The following is a 17,286-nucleotide window of genomic DNA, read 5'->3' on the forward strand; positions in this document are numbered from 1 at the left end:
CTGCGCGAAGCGGAACCGTCCTCGCGCAGCCGCGCGCGTCACTGCCCTGTCAACGCATTCGTCAATTCGATCGCGGGCTGCGATGTATTGCCGGCCTGCGCGATGAGCAGATGAATCTGCTGGTTCGTCAGCGCGCTGACCGAGGTGTTCGCGGGCACGGTGGTGATCAGCCAGTCCGCGTTGTTCCCGAGCGAGAACGGCGCCGACTCGTAGATCGGCGTGCTCGATCCCGCCGTCGTCACGATGGCCATATAGTTGCCGCCCGACAAATAGCTCGAATCCTGCCCCGAAGGCGGCACGGCGTTGCCGTACGAGACGCCGGCCATCGTCGGCGACATGCCCACGACGCTCGTGGTCCCGGGCGCGACGATATAAATGTCGAGATTCGACGCGTTTGCCGACGCATTGAACGAACGCACGCGCGCCTTGGTGGACAGCAGGCCCTTGTCGAACGGATCGTCGATCAGGCCTATGCCGTAGCCGCTCGTACTCGGTAGCGCAATGACGGTGTACTCGTGTCCTTTGGCCACGTCGGGGAACGTGCCCGATGCGAGCTGCGGCGACATCGTGCCCGTCGCCGTATAGGCCACGACGGTGCTGCCGGTGTTGACGTTCGTGAGATTGGTTACCCCCTTATAGGGAACGTTCGTCTGCCCCGACGGCGCCGTGCCGTTGACGAGCAGATCGAGATTGGGTCCCGCCGGGAATGCGTTGATGAAATGCATCAGCGGATTTTGCAGTCCAAGTTCCTGGCCCACGTCGCCGGAGCCGCCGCCGCATGCCGCCAGCAGGAGCGCCGCGCCAATGCACGCGGCAATGCCTTTGATCACCCTCATGATTTCACCTCTGAAATGCAACACGCCTGATTTACCTTTTGTTGTCGTGGCACTTTCAGGGAGCAAACGGTATGCCGCTCGGGGCGCAAGCGCCGTCGCATTCAGCAGACGAATGCGACGGCGCCCTGTCCCGTGCGGCGCTTGCGACGTTTAGAGCGGCACGTCGGACGACGCCCGCGTGCAGGTTTCGCGCGGGCCTCGAGCGCAGGGGTTCGCGCAACGGTTATCGAGATTACCGTGTCAGCTCGCGCGGCGGCGATCGAACCAGAACGAGAGCGCGACGCTCAGCAAAATGGCGAGCGTCGCCATGACCGTCCAGCGGGTGACCGGCTCGCCAAGCATCAAGGCCCCGAGCGCCACGGCCACGATCGGGTTCACGTACATGCAACTGCTCGCGACGATGGGACTCGTGTGGCGGATCAGGAAACCATAGGCAACGTATGCGAGCATCGTCGCAATCAGCATGAGATAGACGAAAGCAGCGATCGCCGAAAGACCGGCATGGACGACACGCTCGCCGTCGAGCCAGGCCACGGCCGTCGAAATGGCGCCCCCGAGCCCGATCTGCAGCGCCGTGGACATGAAAAGATCGGCCGGCAGCGCGAGCCGGCTGGCGAGGTGCGCGCCGCCGGCCCAGGCGAGCGCCGCCATGAGGACGACGATGCTGCCGCTTACCGGAGCGCTCGATGCGTTGCCGTGGTTGAGTAGAACGATGCCGGCGAGCCCGAGCGCAATCGCGGCCCACTCGCCCCGCGCCACGGGCCGCCCCGCAATCGCGGCGATGATCGTGGCAAAAAGCGGCACCGTTGCGATGATGACGGCGGCAGCGCCTGTACTCACGCTCTTCATGCCGAACGTGAGCAATCCGCTGGACAGGCCGACGAGCATGGCGCCGACAATGCCCGCATTGCGGACCTCGACGAATGTCGGCCAGGCGCTCGCGCGGCGCGCGGCGAACACGAACAGGCCGATGCCGGCAAAAAGATTGCGCATGCCGGACAGTAAAAGCGGCGGAAACGACTCGAGCGCAATATGCAGCGCGAGATAAGAGGAGCCCCAAGCGAGGTAGACCGCAGCGAGCGCAAGCCCGATGCGCCCGACGCGGGAGCGCGGCAGCCAGCGAAGCGACATCATCTGCGCGGCCTCGCCCGTCGCATGGGCGAGGCCGCGCAAGCCGCGCCAGCAATGGCGCCGGCCGGCGCGCAAGGCGCAGGAACAGCTCGGGCCTCGCAGGCTACTGAGAAAGACATAGAGGTGATGGGAGGCGCAACGGCGATGGCGGGCCAGTATCGATTGTGCGGCGAACGGCGGCCAACGCATGCACGCCGAACAGGTCCCCGTATTATGCCCGGTCGCGTGTCTCGCGCGCCGCGCCGGCGCTTGGGCACAATGACGCGGGGGCGAGGCGCTCGCAGGCACGGATTTCGCACGGTTGCCAAGCCCGCCGTCCCGTTGTATCTTCTGCGATGCTAACGCGGGGGTCCTGCGTCGCGTTGTCGCATCCATCGGTGCGAGAATGGCGCGCGGGTGAGAAACACCCTTTGAACCTGATCTGGATAATGCCAGCGCAGGGAAGCGTACGGGTTTGACCGCGCTGGATCTTCAGACGCCTCGATCACCCGACCTCCCTTCCGTCTCCTGCTCCTGCTTTAGCAACCCTATGCCAGGAGATTTGCATGAACGCCAACCCGAAATTCATCTCAGCGGAAGCACGCGTCGACGCGGCTGCCGTCGCCCCGTTGCCCAACTCGCGCAAGATCTACGTGACCGGCTCGCAGCCGGACATCCGTGTGCCGATGCGCGAAATCACACAGTCGGATACGCCGAGCGCGTTCGGCGGCGAAAAGAACCCGCCGATCTACGTCTACGACACCTCGGGCCCCTACACGGACCCTCAGGCGAAGATCGACATCCGCCAGGGCCTGCCTGCGTTGCGGCAGCGCTGGATCGAGGCGCGCGGCGACACGGAAGCGCTCGCCGGGCTCACGAGCGCGTTCGGGCGCGAGCGGGCAGCCGATCCGGCCACCGCCCAACTACGCTTTCCGGGTCTTCACCGCACGCCGCGCCGCGCGAAGGCAGGCGCCAATGTGACGCAAATGCATTACGCGCGTCGCGGCATCATCACGCCGGAAATGGAGTTCATCGCGATCCGCGAGAATCAGCGGCGCGCCGAGTATCTCGAGAGCCTGCGCGCGAGCGGGCCGACCGGCGCGAAGCTCGCCGAGATGATGGGCCGTCAGCATCCGGGTCAGGCGTTCGGCGCCGCCGCATTCGGCGCCGATGCCCCGCGCGAGATCACGCCCGAGTTCGTGCGCGAGGAAGTCGCGCGCGGCCGGGCGATCATCCCCGCCAACATCAATCACCCCGAGAGCGAGCCGATGATCATCGGACGCAACTTCCTCGTCAAGGTGAACGCCAATATCGGTAACTCGGCCGTCACTTCCTCGATCGGCGAAGAGGTCGACAAGATGACGTGGGCGATTCGCTGGGGCGGCGATACCGTCATGGATCTCTCGACGGGCAAGCACATTCACGAAACGCGCGAATGGATCCTGCGCAACAGCCCCGTGCCGATCGGCACCGTGCCGATTTACCAGGCACTGGAAAAGGTCAACGGCAAGGCCGAGGACCTGACCTGGGAAATCTTCCGGGACACGCTTATCGAGCAGGCCGAACAAGGCGTCGACTATTTCACGATTCATGCGGGCGTGCTGCTGCGCTATGTCCCGCTCACGGCGAACCGCATGACCGGTATCGTCTCGCGCGGCGGATCGATCATGGCCAAGTGGTGCCTCGCGCATCACAAGGAGAGCTTCCTCTACGAGCATTTCGAAGAGATCTGCGAAATCATGAAGGCGTACGACGTCAGCTTCTCGCTCGGCGACGGCTTGCGCCCCGGCTCGGTGTACGACGCCAACGACGAAGCGCAGCTCGGCGAGTTGAAGACGCTCGGCGAGCTCACGCAAATCGCCTGGAAGCATGACGTGCAGGTCATGATCGAAGGCCCGGGCCACGTGCCGATGCAGCTCATCAAGGAGAACATGGATCTTCAGCTGCAATGGTGCGACGAGGCGCCGTTCTATACGCTCGGACCGCTGACGACCGATATCGCCCCCGGCTACGATCACATCACGTCGGGCATCGGCGCCGCGATGATCGGCTGGTTCGGCACGGCGATGCTGTGCTACGTGACGCCGAAGGAGCACCTCGGGCTGCCGAACAAGGACGACGTGAAAGAAGGCATCATCACGTACAAGCTCGCGGCGCATGCGGCCGATCTGGCCAAGGGTCATCCGGGCGCGCAGGTGCGCGACAACGCGCTCTCGAAGGCGCGCTTCGAGTTTCGCTGGGAAGACCAGTTCAACCTGGGCCTCGATCCCGACAAGGCGCGCGAATTCCACGACGAGACGTTGCCGAAAGACTCGGCGAAGGTCGCGCACTTCTGCTCGATGTGCGGCCCGCACTTCTGCTCGATGAAGATCACGCAGGACGTGCGCGAGTTCGCGGCGGCGCAGGGCGTCTCCGAAGAGGCCGCGCTGAAAAAAGGCATGGAAGTGAAAGCGGTCGAGTTCGTGAAGAGCGGCGCGGAGATCTATCAGCGTCAATGACGTCCTGTCGAGCCGGTCTGCCGGCGGGATAAACGAGGGGGCGTTCGCGCCCCCTTTGTTTTGCACCCTTCGCCGGTGCTGGACCGGTTTCGCCATCCCGCTGACTCAACCGTACCGCTTGCTCTCTCATTCGCTGTGCCGGGCGCTGGCGCCACCGCCGAGGTAACATGCCCGCTAGTCCTCTTGCCGAACGCGCCAACCCGCGACCCGCGCTCCATTCGATGAAACCCCGCCATCTCGTTCAGCTTCTGGCCCTCGCCGCCGTCTGGGGCGCGTCGTTCCTGTTCATTCGCGTCGGCGTTGCCGAATTCGGCGTGGCGCCGCTCATGGCCTTGCGCGTCGGGATCGGCGCGCTATTCCTGCTCGGCATGACCGTCGCGCGCGGCGCCCCGCGAGAGGCGCTACGGGTATTGAGCGCGCGTGCATGGCCGCTCGTCGTCGTGGGCGTGCTCAATTCGGCCGCACCGTTCTGTCTTTTTGCGTTCGCCGAGCTCACCCTGTCCGCCGGCACGACTTCCGTCATCAACGCGACGACACCGCTTTGGGGCGCGCTCGTCGCCTACGTCTGGCTGCGCGACCGGCTGACTGTCCTGCGTACGCTCGGGATGGCTATCGGATTTGCGGGCGTCGTGACGCTCGTCTGGGACCAGATCGTTTCGAGTCACGACGCGCTGGGCCCCACGCCGCTCGCGACCGCGCTGGCAGCCGCCGCGGCCATGGGCGCGGCCCTCCTTTACGGCATCGCCGCCAACTATACGAAGCGCCGCCTGGGCGGCGTCGATGCGATGGCCATCGCCACGGGCAGCATGGTCGGATCCACCCTCGCGCTGATCCCGTTCGCCATCGCCACGTGGCCCGCGCACTCGGTCTCGGCAAGCGCCTGGGGCGCCGTGCTGAGCCTCGGCGTCGTTTGTACCGGCGTTGCCTATTTCATCTATTTTCATTTGCTCAACGTGGCGGGCCCCGCCCGTGCCATGACCGTGACGTTCGTCATCCCCGTTTTCGGCATTCTCTGGGGCGCCCTCTTTCTTCACGAAGCGGTCTCGCCGGCGATGCTCGCCGGCTGCGCGATCGTGCTCGTGGGAACGGCCCTCGCCACGGGTGCCGTCAAGCGCATTCCCGGCTTCGGCCGGCGCGCTGCGCAGACCTGAGACCCGGCGCTGTTTCGCCTGACAAGACCCCGCCTCACCCGCCAAAAGCAATCGCGCGCACGCCCCGAATACGGGCCATTGCACCGCGCCCCGGCCACAGCCTTGCCTGGCCTGCGTTCGGCACAGCACGCCGAATTCAGTCGGGCGTGCGCAATTTCCGCGCCACCGTACCCGATCGAACATAACCCGATCCCAGCAGCGACTTACGCTGAACTCCATCGCCTCGATGCGTTCGTTTGCTACACTGGGCTTCCCTCATATGATCACGATCAGGCATGGTTCGCACTCCCGCTCTCAGCGCTCCGTGCCTTCGCCGCGAAAAAGCGCGCATCATCCGTTCGGCCGGCTCGCACGTCGCCCAAGCGGCGCAAGCGCGGACTCGCGCATCAGCCAAGCGCTCGCCATGGCGTCCAAGCGCGTCATGACGCTAGCGGACGTCCTACCCCTGTTGGCCCGGGACCACACGGGCTGGTACATCGATTACCGTGGCATTCGACTGCGCAGCGCATTCCAGCCGGTCGTCTCGATCACGCACAAGCGCGTCGTGGGCTTCGAGGCGCTGTTGCGCGCCACGAACGCGGCCGGGGAGGCGATTGCCCCGGAAACGGTCTTTGCCCGTGCGCCCGGCAAAGCCGTCGCGGTCGCACTCGAGCGCCTCACGCGCTGCGTGCATTTCGCCAATTTCGCTGAGGCGGGGCTCGACAAGGGCTGGCTCTTCGTCAATGCGCTGCCGCGCCTTTTCAAGACGGGGTGGCCGTATAGCTCCTACGTCGACGAGCTCTGCGCGCATTTCGGACTGCCCCACTCACGCATCGTCATCGAGTTGCTCGAGGAGCCGGCCGCCGACGAAGCGCATTTCGAGCACACCGTGGAGGCACTGCGCAGACGCGATCTGATGATTGCAATCGACGATTTCGGTACCGGCTTTTCGAATTTCGATCGCATCTGGCGCGTGCGGCCCGATCTCGTCAAGCTCGATCGCTCGCTCGTTGCGCGCATGGCCATGCCGGGCGCCGATCCTCAGTTCGCGACGCAGCTCGTGACCATGCTGCATCGGGCGGGCGCAATGGTGCTGGGGGAAGGCGTCGAAACCGACGAGGAACTGATGACCCTCATGGAGGCGGACGTCGATTTCATCCAGGGTTTCTGGCTCGGGCAGCCCGATACGTCGCCAAGTGTCGCCGCGGCGCGAGCACCCGCGCTCGTCGAAGCCATGTGGACGCGGTTTCACAGCCGCGAGGGCAGCCGGCCGCACGGCGCAATCGACCTGAGGCACTTCGAGCACGCCGTACTCGAGGGCGCGCGAGCCTACGAGCGCACGGGCAATCTTGCGCTGGCAGCCGATCAGACGTTGGCGCAGCCGTTCGCCAAGCGCGTGTTTCTCGTCGACGAGTCCGGCAATCAGCATGAACCTTCGATCACGCGCGATCCGGCGCCCGAAAGCGAGCGACTTTCGCCGCTCTTTCCCGACGCCGGTAGCAACTGGTCGCGCCGCGCCTACTTCAAGCGCGCCGTCGCAGCGCCGGGGCGGGTGGCCGTCATGGGCCCTCATTACTCCCTCACCGACGGCAAGGATTGCTACACGGCAGCCGTCACCGTCGAGTTCGCTTCGCGCCGGCTCGTATTCTGCGCGGACTTCCTGCTCGATACACCGATGCCGGAGCCGCATCGCGGCCAGTAGGCACCCCAGCTACGCCCATCGCCACGCCGGCGCTTGGGTCCTTGCGGCCCGCACCTTCAATCGGTCACGCGTCCACGCCCGGCCTTGATATCGCCCCGGCGCGCCTTGCTGTCGAGCCGCCGCAGCTTCGCCGCGCGCGTGGGTTTCGTAGGAATGCGAGCGCGGGGTGTCAGACTGACCGCCGCAATGAGTTCGTTCAGACGCGCGAGCGCCGCCGCGCGATTCATCTCCTGCGTGCGGTATTCCTGTGCCTTGATGATAACGACGCCTTCGCGCGTGATCCGGTGATCGGCGAGCGCGAGGAGCCTCATCTTGAGCGGCTCAGGCAGTGACGAGGCACGAATATCGAACCGCAGGTGGATCGCGCTCGACACCTTGTTGACGTTCTGGCCGCCCGCGCCTTGCGCGCGCACGGCGGTGAGTTCGACCTCGGCAGGCGATACGGTATAGCGAAAAGTCATGGTGCAACGGTAGCGGGACAAACGCATCGGCGCAAGCCGCCCATACGGCATAACCGATCACGACGAAACAGGCGGCTGCGGCTGCCGAACCCCTGCGGCGCATCGCGCCTACCCGCCCTCACCCGTTATCCATCGCCCGCATCGCTTCGGCCATGCGCGCAGCGAGGCCCGAATCGCGGGCGCCCGCCATCGCGATCGCATCGGCCAGCACGGCGCGCGCGCCGACGACGCGTACCGATACACGTGCACGCGTGACCGCCGTATAGACGAGTTCGCGCGACAGGACGCGGCTCGTGGACGCGGGCAGCACGAGCGCGGCCTCATCGAATTCGGAACCCTGCGATTTATGCACCGTCAGGGCGAACGCGGTGTCGCACGGCGGCAACGCCGCGGGCGATACCGCACGAAAACCGCCGTCGGCCGTGCGGAAGTGCACGCGCAGCACGCCGCCCTCGCCGGGCAGCGTCACGCCGATGTCGCCGTTGAAGAGGCCCAGCGCGTAGTCGTTGCGCGCGATCATGATCGGACGGCCGGCGAACCACGCGGCCCCCGGAGCGAGCGGCACGCGCGCGGCACGCCGTACGTGCGCTGCCATCAGCGCATTGAGCGCATCGACCCCGCGGGCGCCCACGCGCGTCGCGCAGAGGATGCGATAGGCGTTGAGCGCTTCGAAAAGCGGCTCGGGGTTCGGCTTCGCCGCGTCGAGCGCGTTGCCGAGCGCCGCGATATAGCGTTCGAAACCCCGTGCGAGCCGTTCGACCGTCTGTGCGGCGAGTGTCGGACCACTGTCCTCATCGAGCGTCGCGGCGGCCGGTGCTCTTGCGCTCGGGGCCGCGACCGGCGACAGCGACGCAAGCGCCGCGGCGACATCGCCGCGGCGAATCGCCAGCGACAGACGTCCCACGGGAGAATCGAGCCCGAAGCGGTAATTGCGCTCGAGCCAGATGACACAATCGACAAGCGGCGGCCCGTCGAGCGGCAACGCATCGTCCGCCGCGCGGACCGCGGCGGACTGCGTCAAATCAGCCGGCTGCGCTCTTGCAGCGGCAGCGGCTGCATGAATCTCGTGGTCCGGATCCAAGTCCGCGCGAAGCTCCGACGGCGCTGCCCAATCGAGCGCCAACTCCTCATCCCTCGACAGAAAGGCATCGTCGTCGAGCGACCCGACCGTCTCGTCGGCCTCGGTCGACATCGTCGCGATACCGGCCGTGTGCTGCCCCGCCGCGGGCAACGCCCGGCTCACCGACACGAGATCCGCCCCGGTCGCGCGAGCAATGCGCGCAATGCCCGCCTCGCTGAATGCGGGCGCCGCGCTCAGCTCCGCGAACACCGCGCCCGCCTCGACCGCCGCGAGTTGATCCTTGTCGCCGAGCAATATGAGGCGCGTTTGCGGCGCGAGCGCGTCGAACAATTGCGCGGCCATGGCCACGTCGATCATCGACGCCTCGTCGACCACGAGCACATCGCAAGGCAACGGGTTGTCGCGTCGATAACGTGGCCGGACGTCCTGCCCGACACCGAGCAAACGATGCAGCGTCTGCGCGCGCGCGGGCAGACGCTCGCCGATGGCGGGCGGCAAGCTCGCCGCGCGCGCCGCGAGCGCTTCCTGCATGCGCTGCGCCGCCTTACCCGTTGGCGCGGCGAGCGCAATCGACAGCGTCGGATCCATATCGACGAGACAGGCGAGCATGCCGACGACGGTCGTCGTCTTGCCCGTGCCGGGGCCGCCGCTCACCACCGTCAGGCGGCCCGCAAGCACCAGCGCGGCCGCCGCGCGCTGCCAGTCGATCTCGTCGCCGCCGGCGGGACCGAAGTAACGCGCGAGGCTTGCGGCGAGCGCCGCTTCGTCGAATTGGGAATTCGAATGTCGCGCATGCGCCACGATCGAAGCGCCGAGCCTGCGCTCGTAATCGAAGTAGCGGGCGAGATAAAGCCGTGCGGCTCGATCGACGACGAGCGGCCTCAACGCATCGGCCTCGCCCTCGCCATCCGAGACGATATGGCTCGCGGCGAGCGCGGCACGTACTTCGGCAAGCGGCGCGCCGTATCGGTGCGCCAGCCGTGCAAGCGGCAAACACACATGGCCGGCCTGCGTCGCGCGGCTCGCCGCAAATGCGGCGCGACGCGCCCATTTGACGCTCGACGGGTCCGCGCCGAGCCGTTCGGCGAGCGTGCCGATGCGGCGTGCGAAACCGACGGCAAGCGCCGTCGCGAAATCGGTCGGCGCGGCGATCGGGGCGCGTGAGAGGTCGCTCATGCGTTCCCTCCCGCACCGAACAGCGTGTCGAGCGCTTCGATCAGCGCGCGCGCCGGCAAGCGCCGATGAACGCCTGCCGGCAACTCCCCGTCATGCCAGCCGGCCCGTACACCGCGCACGAATACATACAGGTACCCACCGATGTGCATGTCGTAGTCGTAGCCTCGCTTGCGCGTCCTCAGATAGCGATGCAGCGCGACCGTATAGAGCAGCGCCTGCAAATGGTAAGCGTGCGCCGTCATTGCCGCCTCGAGCGAGGCCGCACCGTAATCGTCGGGCTCCACACCGAGATGGTTCGATTTCCAATCGATGATCCAGTAACGCCCTTCATGCTCGACGATCATGTCGACGAATCCTTTGACGAAGCCGGTCAACCAACCGGTTTCGAGCGCCACGTCAGGGTAGCCGTGTACGACGAGCAAGCGCCGCAGCGCCGATGGATCCAGCGAGGGACATGCAAAGAGAAATGGCCATTCCACGAAGCGGCGTTCGGCGTCGAGCGATGCGAGGCTCAGGCCCGGCGCGAGTTCGCGGCTCGCCACCTCGGTCAGCATGCGGGCCATCATTGCCGGCATCCGGTGCGCCGTTTGCGCATCGGCCGGCACGGGGCGTTCCGCGAGCGCGCGCTGGATTGCTTGCGGCCAGCTCGCCGGCGCGGCGAAATCGGCCAGCTCGAAAAGTCGGTGCAGACACTCGCCGGCCGCCGCGCCGCGCGGAAAATCGAGAATGTCGTCAGCGGCGACAGCAACCGCCGCACGCGCGACGATCGCCGCAAACGGTTCAGCCGGCTCGGCGTCCGACGCGACTATCCCGGCATCGAAGGCCGCCTGCGCATCGTGGTCCGGACGCGGCTCGTCTTCGACGGGACCTGCCATGCTGTGCAATACGCCCGACGCGAGCGAGCTGAAGCTCGCGATCCGCCAGGTCTCGGTCACCAGCCTCCGGCTCGTGCGAGCCGCGAACCGCTGACCTTGCGAGCTTTCACGCTCGAGCGGCGCGCGCCCCGCTGGCACCGGCAACGGTTCCAATGAAATCGGTCCGTGAGCCAGTGCTTCCCACCGTTGAGTGGTAACCGAGTCATCGGGTGGCTCCTGATACCAATCGTCGAAATTTGCGCATTCGCCATCGCCCGCAACGAACCAGTTCAGTACGCTGCGACGCGATTCCTTCGTCGAGCGCGACGAAAGATAGGGCCCTGCGACGAGGTAGCAACGGTATACCGCGCGGGTCAGCGCAACGTAGATCAGGCGGGCGCGTTCCGCGGCTGCCTCGCGCCGTGCCTCGGCCTCGGCGCGCTCGAGGTCGTCGCCCTCGCAGCCAAAGTGCAGCACCGTCGCCGTACCGCCGGCTCGCTCTTCATGGTATTCGCAGGCGTCGGTCAAGCCGCCGCCCGAGGACGGTAGCATCGCACCGTCGTTGAGAAACGGGCAGAAGACGACCGCGTATTCCAGCCCTTTCGACTTGTGGACCGTCACGATCTGCACGAGATCGCGGTCGGATTCGAGCCGCAGTTGCGCATCGTCTCCCCCGCCCTGGTCCCGCTGCGCAGCCAGCCAGCGCAATGTCGGCGCGATGCCAGGATGCACCGCCGTCTGCGCGGCAACGAGCTCCGCCAGGTGATTGACGTCGGTCAGCCGGCGCTCGCCGTCGCGGCCGGCGATGAGCCGCTGACCAACTCCGAGTTCGCGCATCAGCGTCCGCCACATCGTTGCGAAGCCACGCTCGTGCCACAGCGCTCGATAACGTGCAAAGCGCTCGGCCCAGGCTGTCGCGTCATCGGCATGTGTTGCCGTCGCCGCGTCGGCCAGCGCTTCGAGCGAGGCCAGCGCGGCCGCGTCGAGGCCGAACCAATCGGCTGCCAGCGCCGCACGCAGCCGACGCAGATCGCCCGGCAGATCGATCGCGAGCAGCACGCGTTCGAGTTGAGCCGCATCGATCGTCGCGAATACCGATGCTTGCGCGAGCTCGACGCTGCCGATACCCCACCCGGCCAGCACGCGTTTGACGAGGCTGCCCTGCCGGTGCGTGCGCACGAGAACCGCGATGTCGGCCGGCGCGAGCGGTCTGTCGCCGAGCGTCACCGATCCCTCGCGCGCACCGCGCAAGAGCCGTGCGATCTCGGCCGCGCTCGCCTCGGCCGCCTGCCGCTGCGCGTCGCGCTTGGTGAGCGTCGCCTCGTCGGACGGCAGCATCCATAAGCGCAACGCGTCGACATCGCCCGTCGCGGCACCGTCGACGAACGGCGCACGTTCGCGCGTGCCCGCTCGCACAGGCAGATAGTCGAGCCCGTCGAGCACGAACGCGCGCGGATTCGCGCTGAAGATGCGGTTGCAGGCATCGACGAGCGGCGCCGTCGAACGCTGATTGACCGCCAGCGTGTAGCGCGAACTCGCCGCGGCACGCGCGGCAAGGTACGTATGCAGATCGGCCGCGCGAAAACTATAGATCGCCTGCTTCGGGTCGCCGACCAGAAAGACAGGCGCCGGCCCGCTCGGACCGCGCGCGAAAATTCGCTCGAAGATGGCAAACTGCAGCGGATCGGTATCCTGAAATTCGTCGATCAGGGCGGCCGGATAGCGCGCGCGCAACACCTGCGCCAGCCATGGATGGGCGACGAGCGCATCGTGCAGATTCGACAGCAGATCGTCGAACGAGACGACGCGCCGCGAGCGCTTGGCCGCGGCGAGCGTGGCCGGCCCCGTCTCGAGCCATTCGGCGACGAGTGCGAGCCAACGCCGGCGATGGGCTGCCTCGGCCGCATCGACGGCGGCCGCCAGCGCGTCGGCCAGCGCGAAGAACGGATGAGTCGGTGCGACGAACTTGGCCTTCGTCGCTTTCTCGAGAGCGGACGCCGTCAGCTTCAACGCGGCACGCGGTGGCGCCGCATGGCAGTCGCCCTCCGCGAAATAGCGAGCCCATGCGTCGAGCGCGGCCGCTACCGCCTCAGGCTTGTGTGTCGTCCGGGAAAGCGCGGCTTGCGCGTCGTCGAGCAGTTGCACGATGCGCTCGCGCTCCCCGCTCCATAGCGCGCATGCCTCGTCGAAGCGGGCTTGCATCCGCCGCTCGTCGGCGTCGGCGTCGGCGGCCGCGTCCGGCGAGGCCATGGCGCCGCCGAGCGGGCCGAACCGCATGATCGCAAGCGGCTTCTTGAGCCGCCGCGTCAGCTGTGCATCGAGCACCTGCGGACCCGAACCATGCGCGACGAGCCACGCGGCGAACGCGGGATGCGCCGCGGCGACGGGCTCGACGCGCATGCGCCAGAACCGGGCCGCCAGTTCGAATCGCAGGCCGGTATCGTCGCCTTCCAGTTCGAGAGCGAACGGCATCGCGGCCGCGAATGGCGCCTCTTGCAATGCGCGCTGGCAAAACGCGTGGATCGTATGGATGGCGGCCTGATCGAAAGTCGACAACGCGCGCCGAATGCGCCTGCCCGCCTGCTCGAGCGCGGCTGCGTCCGCATCGGCCAACACAGTCTCGAAAAGGCGAGCGACGAACGCGTCGCCGCCGGGTTCGCCCGTTTCCATTGCGCGCGCCAGTTCGGCCAAACGTGACCGGATGCGCTCGTGCAATTCGGCTGTCGCCGCCTTCGTGAACGTGACGACGAGAATCTGGTCGGCGTTCAAGTCGCGTTCGAGTAAAAGCCGTACATACAGCGCGCAGATATTCCAGGTCTTCCCGGTACCGGCCGACGCTTCGATTTGATTGATGCCGCTGAGCGCGCACGTGAAGACGTCGAGCTCGGCGGGCGGCGGCAGGACCGGACCGGCTACTACCGATGCGCCGCTCATGCCGCGGCTCCTTCGAGGTGCTTCAAGAGCGGCTCGAACACGAGACGCGCGAGTACGGCGAACGGCTCGTCGAGCGTCAACGCCGCACCGCGCCAGGCGATCTCGAGTGCGGGGTCGTCCGATTCTCCGCGCACGCGATCGCTGATCCAGACGCCGAGCGCTTGTGCCTCGCTGCCCGTCACCCTCGCCCACGCGCTCTTCGGAAAGAAGCGCAGCGGCGCGCGGCGCCCCGCGAAAAAGAGGGCAACGAGCGGCGCGAGCATCTCGTTCGGCGCCGCCACGGGCGCGAAGGAAAAGCGCTCGCCGAGGCCTTGCCACGTCGTACGGCGGGGCCCGTCGGGCTGTGCCGCGCAATAGACCAGATGCGCGAGCCACGCGCCGAGGTAATCGCGCGCACCGGGGCGCGCATAGCGGTAGAGCACGAGCCCATTGCTCGTCACGTTCTCGAGCACGCCATGCAACTCGACAGGCCCTGCATCGCCGAGCCCCTGCGCGATCGCCGCATCGTGCTCGCCGAAAAGCGCGACACCGTGAACGTCGGGCCAACAGGGCGTCACGTGCACCACGAACGACAAGCGCGCCGCGCCAACGGCCAGTTGTGCACGCACATCGCCGGCCAGACGTGTCAACGCCGCGAGCTCGCGGTGCTTCATGACGTCCCCCGTCGCGCCCACCGGCAACTCGGGACTCGCCTCGGCGATACGCGCCGCGCGCGCCAGCATGGCGTCGTCGCCGTGCGTGATGAGGCGCGGCAGCAAACGCTCGGCGAGCGCATCGCGGGCCGCGTAATCGAGCTCGAACGGCTCCGTGTCGTCAAGCTCGCCGTCGGCGGCTTCGAGTGCGATGCCGAGCCGCTCGCGCAGCAACTCGCGCGCCGGGTGCCGCCAAAACCGCGCGAAATCGGTGAACGCGATCGGGCCGGCGGGCTCGGGTGCCAGCGGCGTGTAGAAGAATGGCCGCACCGGTGCGGCGTCGCCGGCCGCGAGCCGCTCGGCCAGTTGCGCACGCTCGCGATCGTACGTGAACAAGCCCGTCGCGGGCTCGAAGTACACCCGCGAGAACGGTTGCAACGGATGCTCGACGATGAATGTATCGCGCGCGGCCTGCGTCTGCGCAGGGGTGGCATCGGCGCCGGCCTGCGCGCGCGCCAGATGATCGAGCAGTTCGTCGACGAGCGCGGCCGGCGGCAGCGGCGCGTTATCGCGAATGCTGCGGCCCGTATAAGTGATGACGAACCGCTCGCGCGCCGCGAGCAACAGATCGAGAAAGAGATTGCGTTCGTCGGCGCGCCGCTGCCGGTCGCCCAACGCTGGCCGCGCGGCCATCAGGTCGAACTCGTCGGCACGCGAGTGCGAAGGCAGCACGCCGTCGTCCATGCCGATCAGGCAGATGACGCGATAAGGCAACCCGCGCAAGCTCGTCAGCGACGAAAACGTTACGCCGCCCCCAGGCACGCCACCGTACGCCCCGTCGTCGAGCGCCGCGCCGAGCGCCGCGCGCACGACGTCCGCGGGTATGCATGCGTCGCCGGCGCTTTCGCGCATTGCATCGAGCGTCGCATCGACGGCATCGCGCACGGCGGCAATCGAATCGGAAAACGCCGGCCCGGCATCGAAAAAGCGCTGCAATGCCTGCTCGAGCAGCGCAGTCCAGGCTTCGCAGCTGCCGGCCTCGGACGCGCGCGCGATGAACTGCTCGATATCGTCGACGAAACGCGCGAGTCGGCCGAGTAACTCCGCTTCGGCACCCGCCGCGCCGGGTACCGGCAACCAGGCGTCGACGGGCTCACCGCCATCCGGCATCGCGTAGCCGAGGAACAATCGCATGAGCGCATCGGCGAACGTATGGCGTTCCGGCGGCACATCGGGATCCATCGGCATGGCCGGCGCAAGCCCGCGGCGTGCGCCGGCCGCCGCCAGCCAGGCCTGCGCCGTGTCGAGCGCCCCCGCATCGATGCGGTATCGGGCGGCAAGCGCGTCGACGCGTAACCACTCGACGAGCTCCGGTGCGGCCACGTTTCGATCGGCGCGCGCCAGCCAATCGAGCAGCACGCGCGCAACAGGGTTGGCCTGCGACGCCGGCAGGCCGGTGATGCGATAAGGAATACGGCGGCGCTCGTCAGCGGGAGCGGTACCGAAGACGGCGTCGATGAGCGGTGCGGCGGCGACCAGATCGGGGCACGCAACGAGCACGTCGGCCGGCTCGAGCCGAGCCGAGGCGCCGTTGCCGCCGGATGTATCGCGATCGGCGTTGAACCAGTCCAGCAGCCGGTCGTGCAGCACCTCGAGCTGACGCGAGAGACTGTGGCATACATGCACTTCGATGCCGCGTTCGGGAGGCGGCTCGGCCGTCTCCGGCACGAGATCGAGCATGGCATTTTGCAGCTTCGCGAGCCAGCTCGCTTGCGGATTCGGGACGAACCGGGTCGCTTCCGCCGATGCCGCGCCTTCGGTCAGCTCGTGCAGCAAGTGCAATTGCGCCTGCGTTTGCCGGCCCCACTCCGCTAGCAGAGGATGGCCGACTTCATGAAAATCCAGTGTGCCTGCCGCTTCGAGCGCGAACGCCCTGCCTTCGCTCACGATGTCGAACCAGAACTGGCGGCATGGGTTCGCTACGTAAAGCCGCACGTCGATCCAGTGCGACAGCTCACGCAGCAACGCGATATGAAGCGGCGCGATGGTCGGCAGCGCGACCACGCTGACCGAAGCCGGCCAGCGCGCGCGCATGACCGCATCGAGATCGAGCTTGCGCGCCACTTCCAGAAAACGATGCGCGGGCGGCGATGCCTGCTCGAGCGCGCGAGGGTCGTCCGTGCCGGCCAGCTCGGCCAGCACCGCCCGCCAAAGCGCCGCCTGCCAACCCTCGTCCTCGCGCAACGAGCCGGCCAGACCGCCCGCGGAGGCAGGCGCGTCGGCATCGAAGATGGACTGACCGCGCTGCCAGCGCGCGAGCCACTCGGGGCGATAAGTGAGGTAATGATCGAAGAGTGTCGCGACCCGGCGTGCGAGCTCATAGCGCATGGCCTCATCTGCCCCCGCGAGATAAGCCGCAAGCCGTGGCGACGCTCGCCAGGCCTGGCCGAGCTCGCCCTCACGCGCGCCGAAAAGCCGATAACAGCGCCATTGCAGCCGCTCCACCGCGAGCGGCGAATGCACGGGCACGTCCATCGCGCGCCCGATCTGCATCCATAGCCACTGGGCCAGATAGCTGAAATTGACGTTCGCGCAGATCCCGCGCCGCCGGGCGAGCTCCAGTTCGAGATGCCGACGTACGGCGGCACTCGGCACGACGAGCTCCTCGCTCGACCATGGATCGGCCGGCATGGCGGAGAGGTCTTCGCTGAGTGCGTCGACGAGCGTCTCGTAGCGATTGGAATAAAGGAGCTGAAGCATGGACCCCGCAAAGCCGGCGGTACGCATTTTTCGAACGCGTACGGACAGCGCATAAAGGCGCGTTTCGGCGCAAAGCATGAGGATAGCAAACGCGAGCGCCGCTTCACCTCTT

9 protein-coding genes and 1 riboswitch are annotated in these 17,286 nt (G+C 67.2%); of the genes, 3 read left to right on the plus strand and 6 right to left on the minus strand.

Translation table 11 applies throughout. The annotated features are described in order from the left end of the window. Positions 1 to 38 precede the first annotated feature (38 nt). Both GWC77_RS00795 and GWC77_RS00800 read right to left on the minus strand, forming a co-directional pair. Entirely contained in the window at positions 39 to 836 is a 798-nt protein-coding gene (locus GWC77_RS00795; protein ID WP_173254875.1) for a DUF4397 domain-containing protein, read from the minus strand. Positions 837 to 1,076: 240 nt separating this feature from the next. After that, the gene (locus tag GWC77_RS00800; RefSeq protein ID WP_173254877.1) at positions 1,077 to 1,970 is read right to left on the minus strand and encodes an EamA family transporter; all 894 of its coding nucleotides are present in this window, start codon (positions 1,968 to 1,970) and stop codon (positions 1,077 to 1,079) included. Between the two features lie 332 nt (positions 1,971 to 2,302). Next, positions 2,303 to 2,428: riboswitch (TPP riboswitch) on the plus strand. 84 nt (positions 2,429 to 2,512) lie between these two features. Here GWC77_RS00800 and thiC point away from each other — a divergent pair. From thiC to GWC77_RS00815, 3 genes are all read left to right on the plus strand, one after another. Continuing rightward, positions 2,513 to 4,444, plus strand: a complete 1,932-nt coding sequence (gene thiC, locus GWC77_RS00805; RefSeq protein ID WP_173254879.1) for a phosphomethylpyrimidine synthase ThiC — start codon at positions 2,513 to 2,515, stop codon at positions 4,442 to 4,444. Between the two features lie 221 nt (positions 4,445 to 4,665). Continuing rightward, positions 4,666 to 5,595, plus strand: coding sequence for a DMT family transporter (locus GWC77_RS00810; RefSeq protein WP_173254949.1), 930 nt, complete (start codon positions 4,666 to 4,668; stop codon positions 5,593 to 5,595). 403 nt (positions 5,596 to 5,998) lie between these two features. Further along, positions 5,999 to 7,276, plus strand: a complete 1,278-nt coding sequence (locus GWC77_RS00815; RefSeq protein WP_173254881.1) for an EAL domain-containing protein — start codon at positions 5,999 to 6,001, stop codon at positions 7,274 to 7,276. Between the two features lie 56 nt (positions 7,277 to 7,332). Here the strand turns inward: GWC77_RS00815 and arfB are convergent, their stop codons facing one another. The 4 genes from arfB to recC all read right to left on the minus strand — a co-directional run bounded on the left by arfB (position 7,333) and on the right by recC (position 17,174). Next, the gene (arfB, locus tag GWC77_RS00820; protein WP_173254883.1) at positions 7,333 to 7,737 is read right to left on the minus strand and encodes an alternative ribosome rescue aminoacyl-tRNA hydrolase ArfB; all 405 of its coding nucleotides are present in this window, start codon (positions 7,735 to 7,737) and stop codon (positions 7,333 to 7,335) included. 118 nt (positions 7,738 to 7,855) lie between these two features. Continuing rightward, entirely contained in the window at positions 7,856 to 9,994 is a 2,139-nt protein-coding gene (locus GWC77_RS00825) for an AAA family ATPase (protein ID WP_173254885.1), read from the minus strand. Beyond that, positions 9,991 to 13,782, minus strand: coding sequence for an exodeoxyribonuclease V subunit beta (gene recB, locus GWC77_RS00830; protein ID WP_173254887.1), 3,792 nt, complete (start codon positions 13,780 to 13,782; stop codon positions 9,991 to 9,993). The genes GWC77_RS00825 and recB overlap by 4 nt, the downstream gene beginning before the upstream one ends. Beyond that, a complete protein-coding gene (gene recC, locus GWC77_RS00835; protein ID WP_173254889.1) occupies positions 13,779 to 17,174 on the minus strand; it encodes an exodeoxyribonuclease V subunit gamma in 3,396 nt (1,131 codons plus the stop codon). The genes recB and recC overlap by 4 nt, the downstream gene beginning before the upstream one ends. Positions 17,175 to 17,286: the final 112 nt, after the last annotated feature.

The organism is Paraburkholderia sp. NMBU_R16, from assembly GCF_013282575.1.
Taxonomy (GTDB): domain Bacteria; phylum Pseudomonadota; class Gammaproteobacteria; order Burkholderiales; family Burkholderiaceae; genus Trinickia.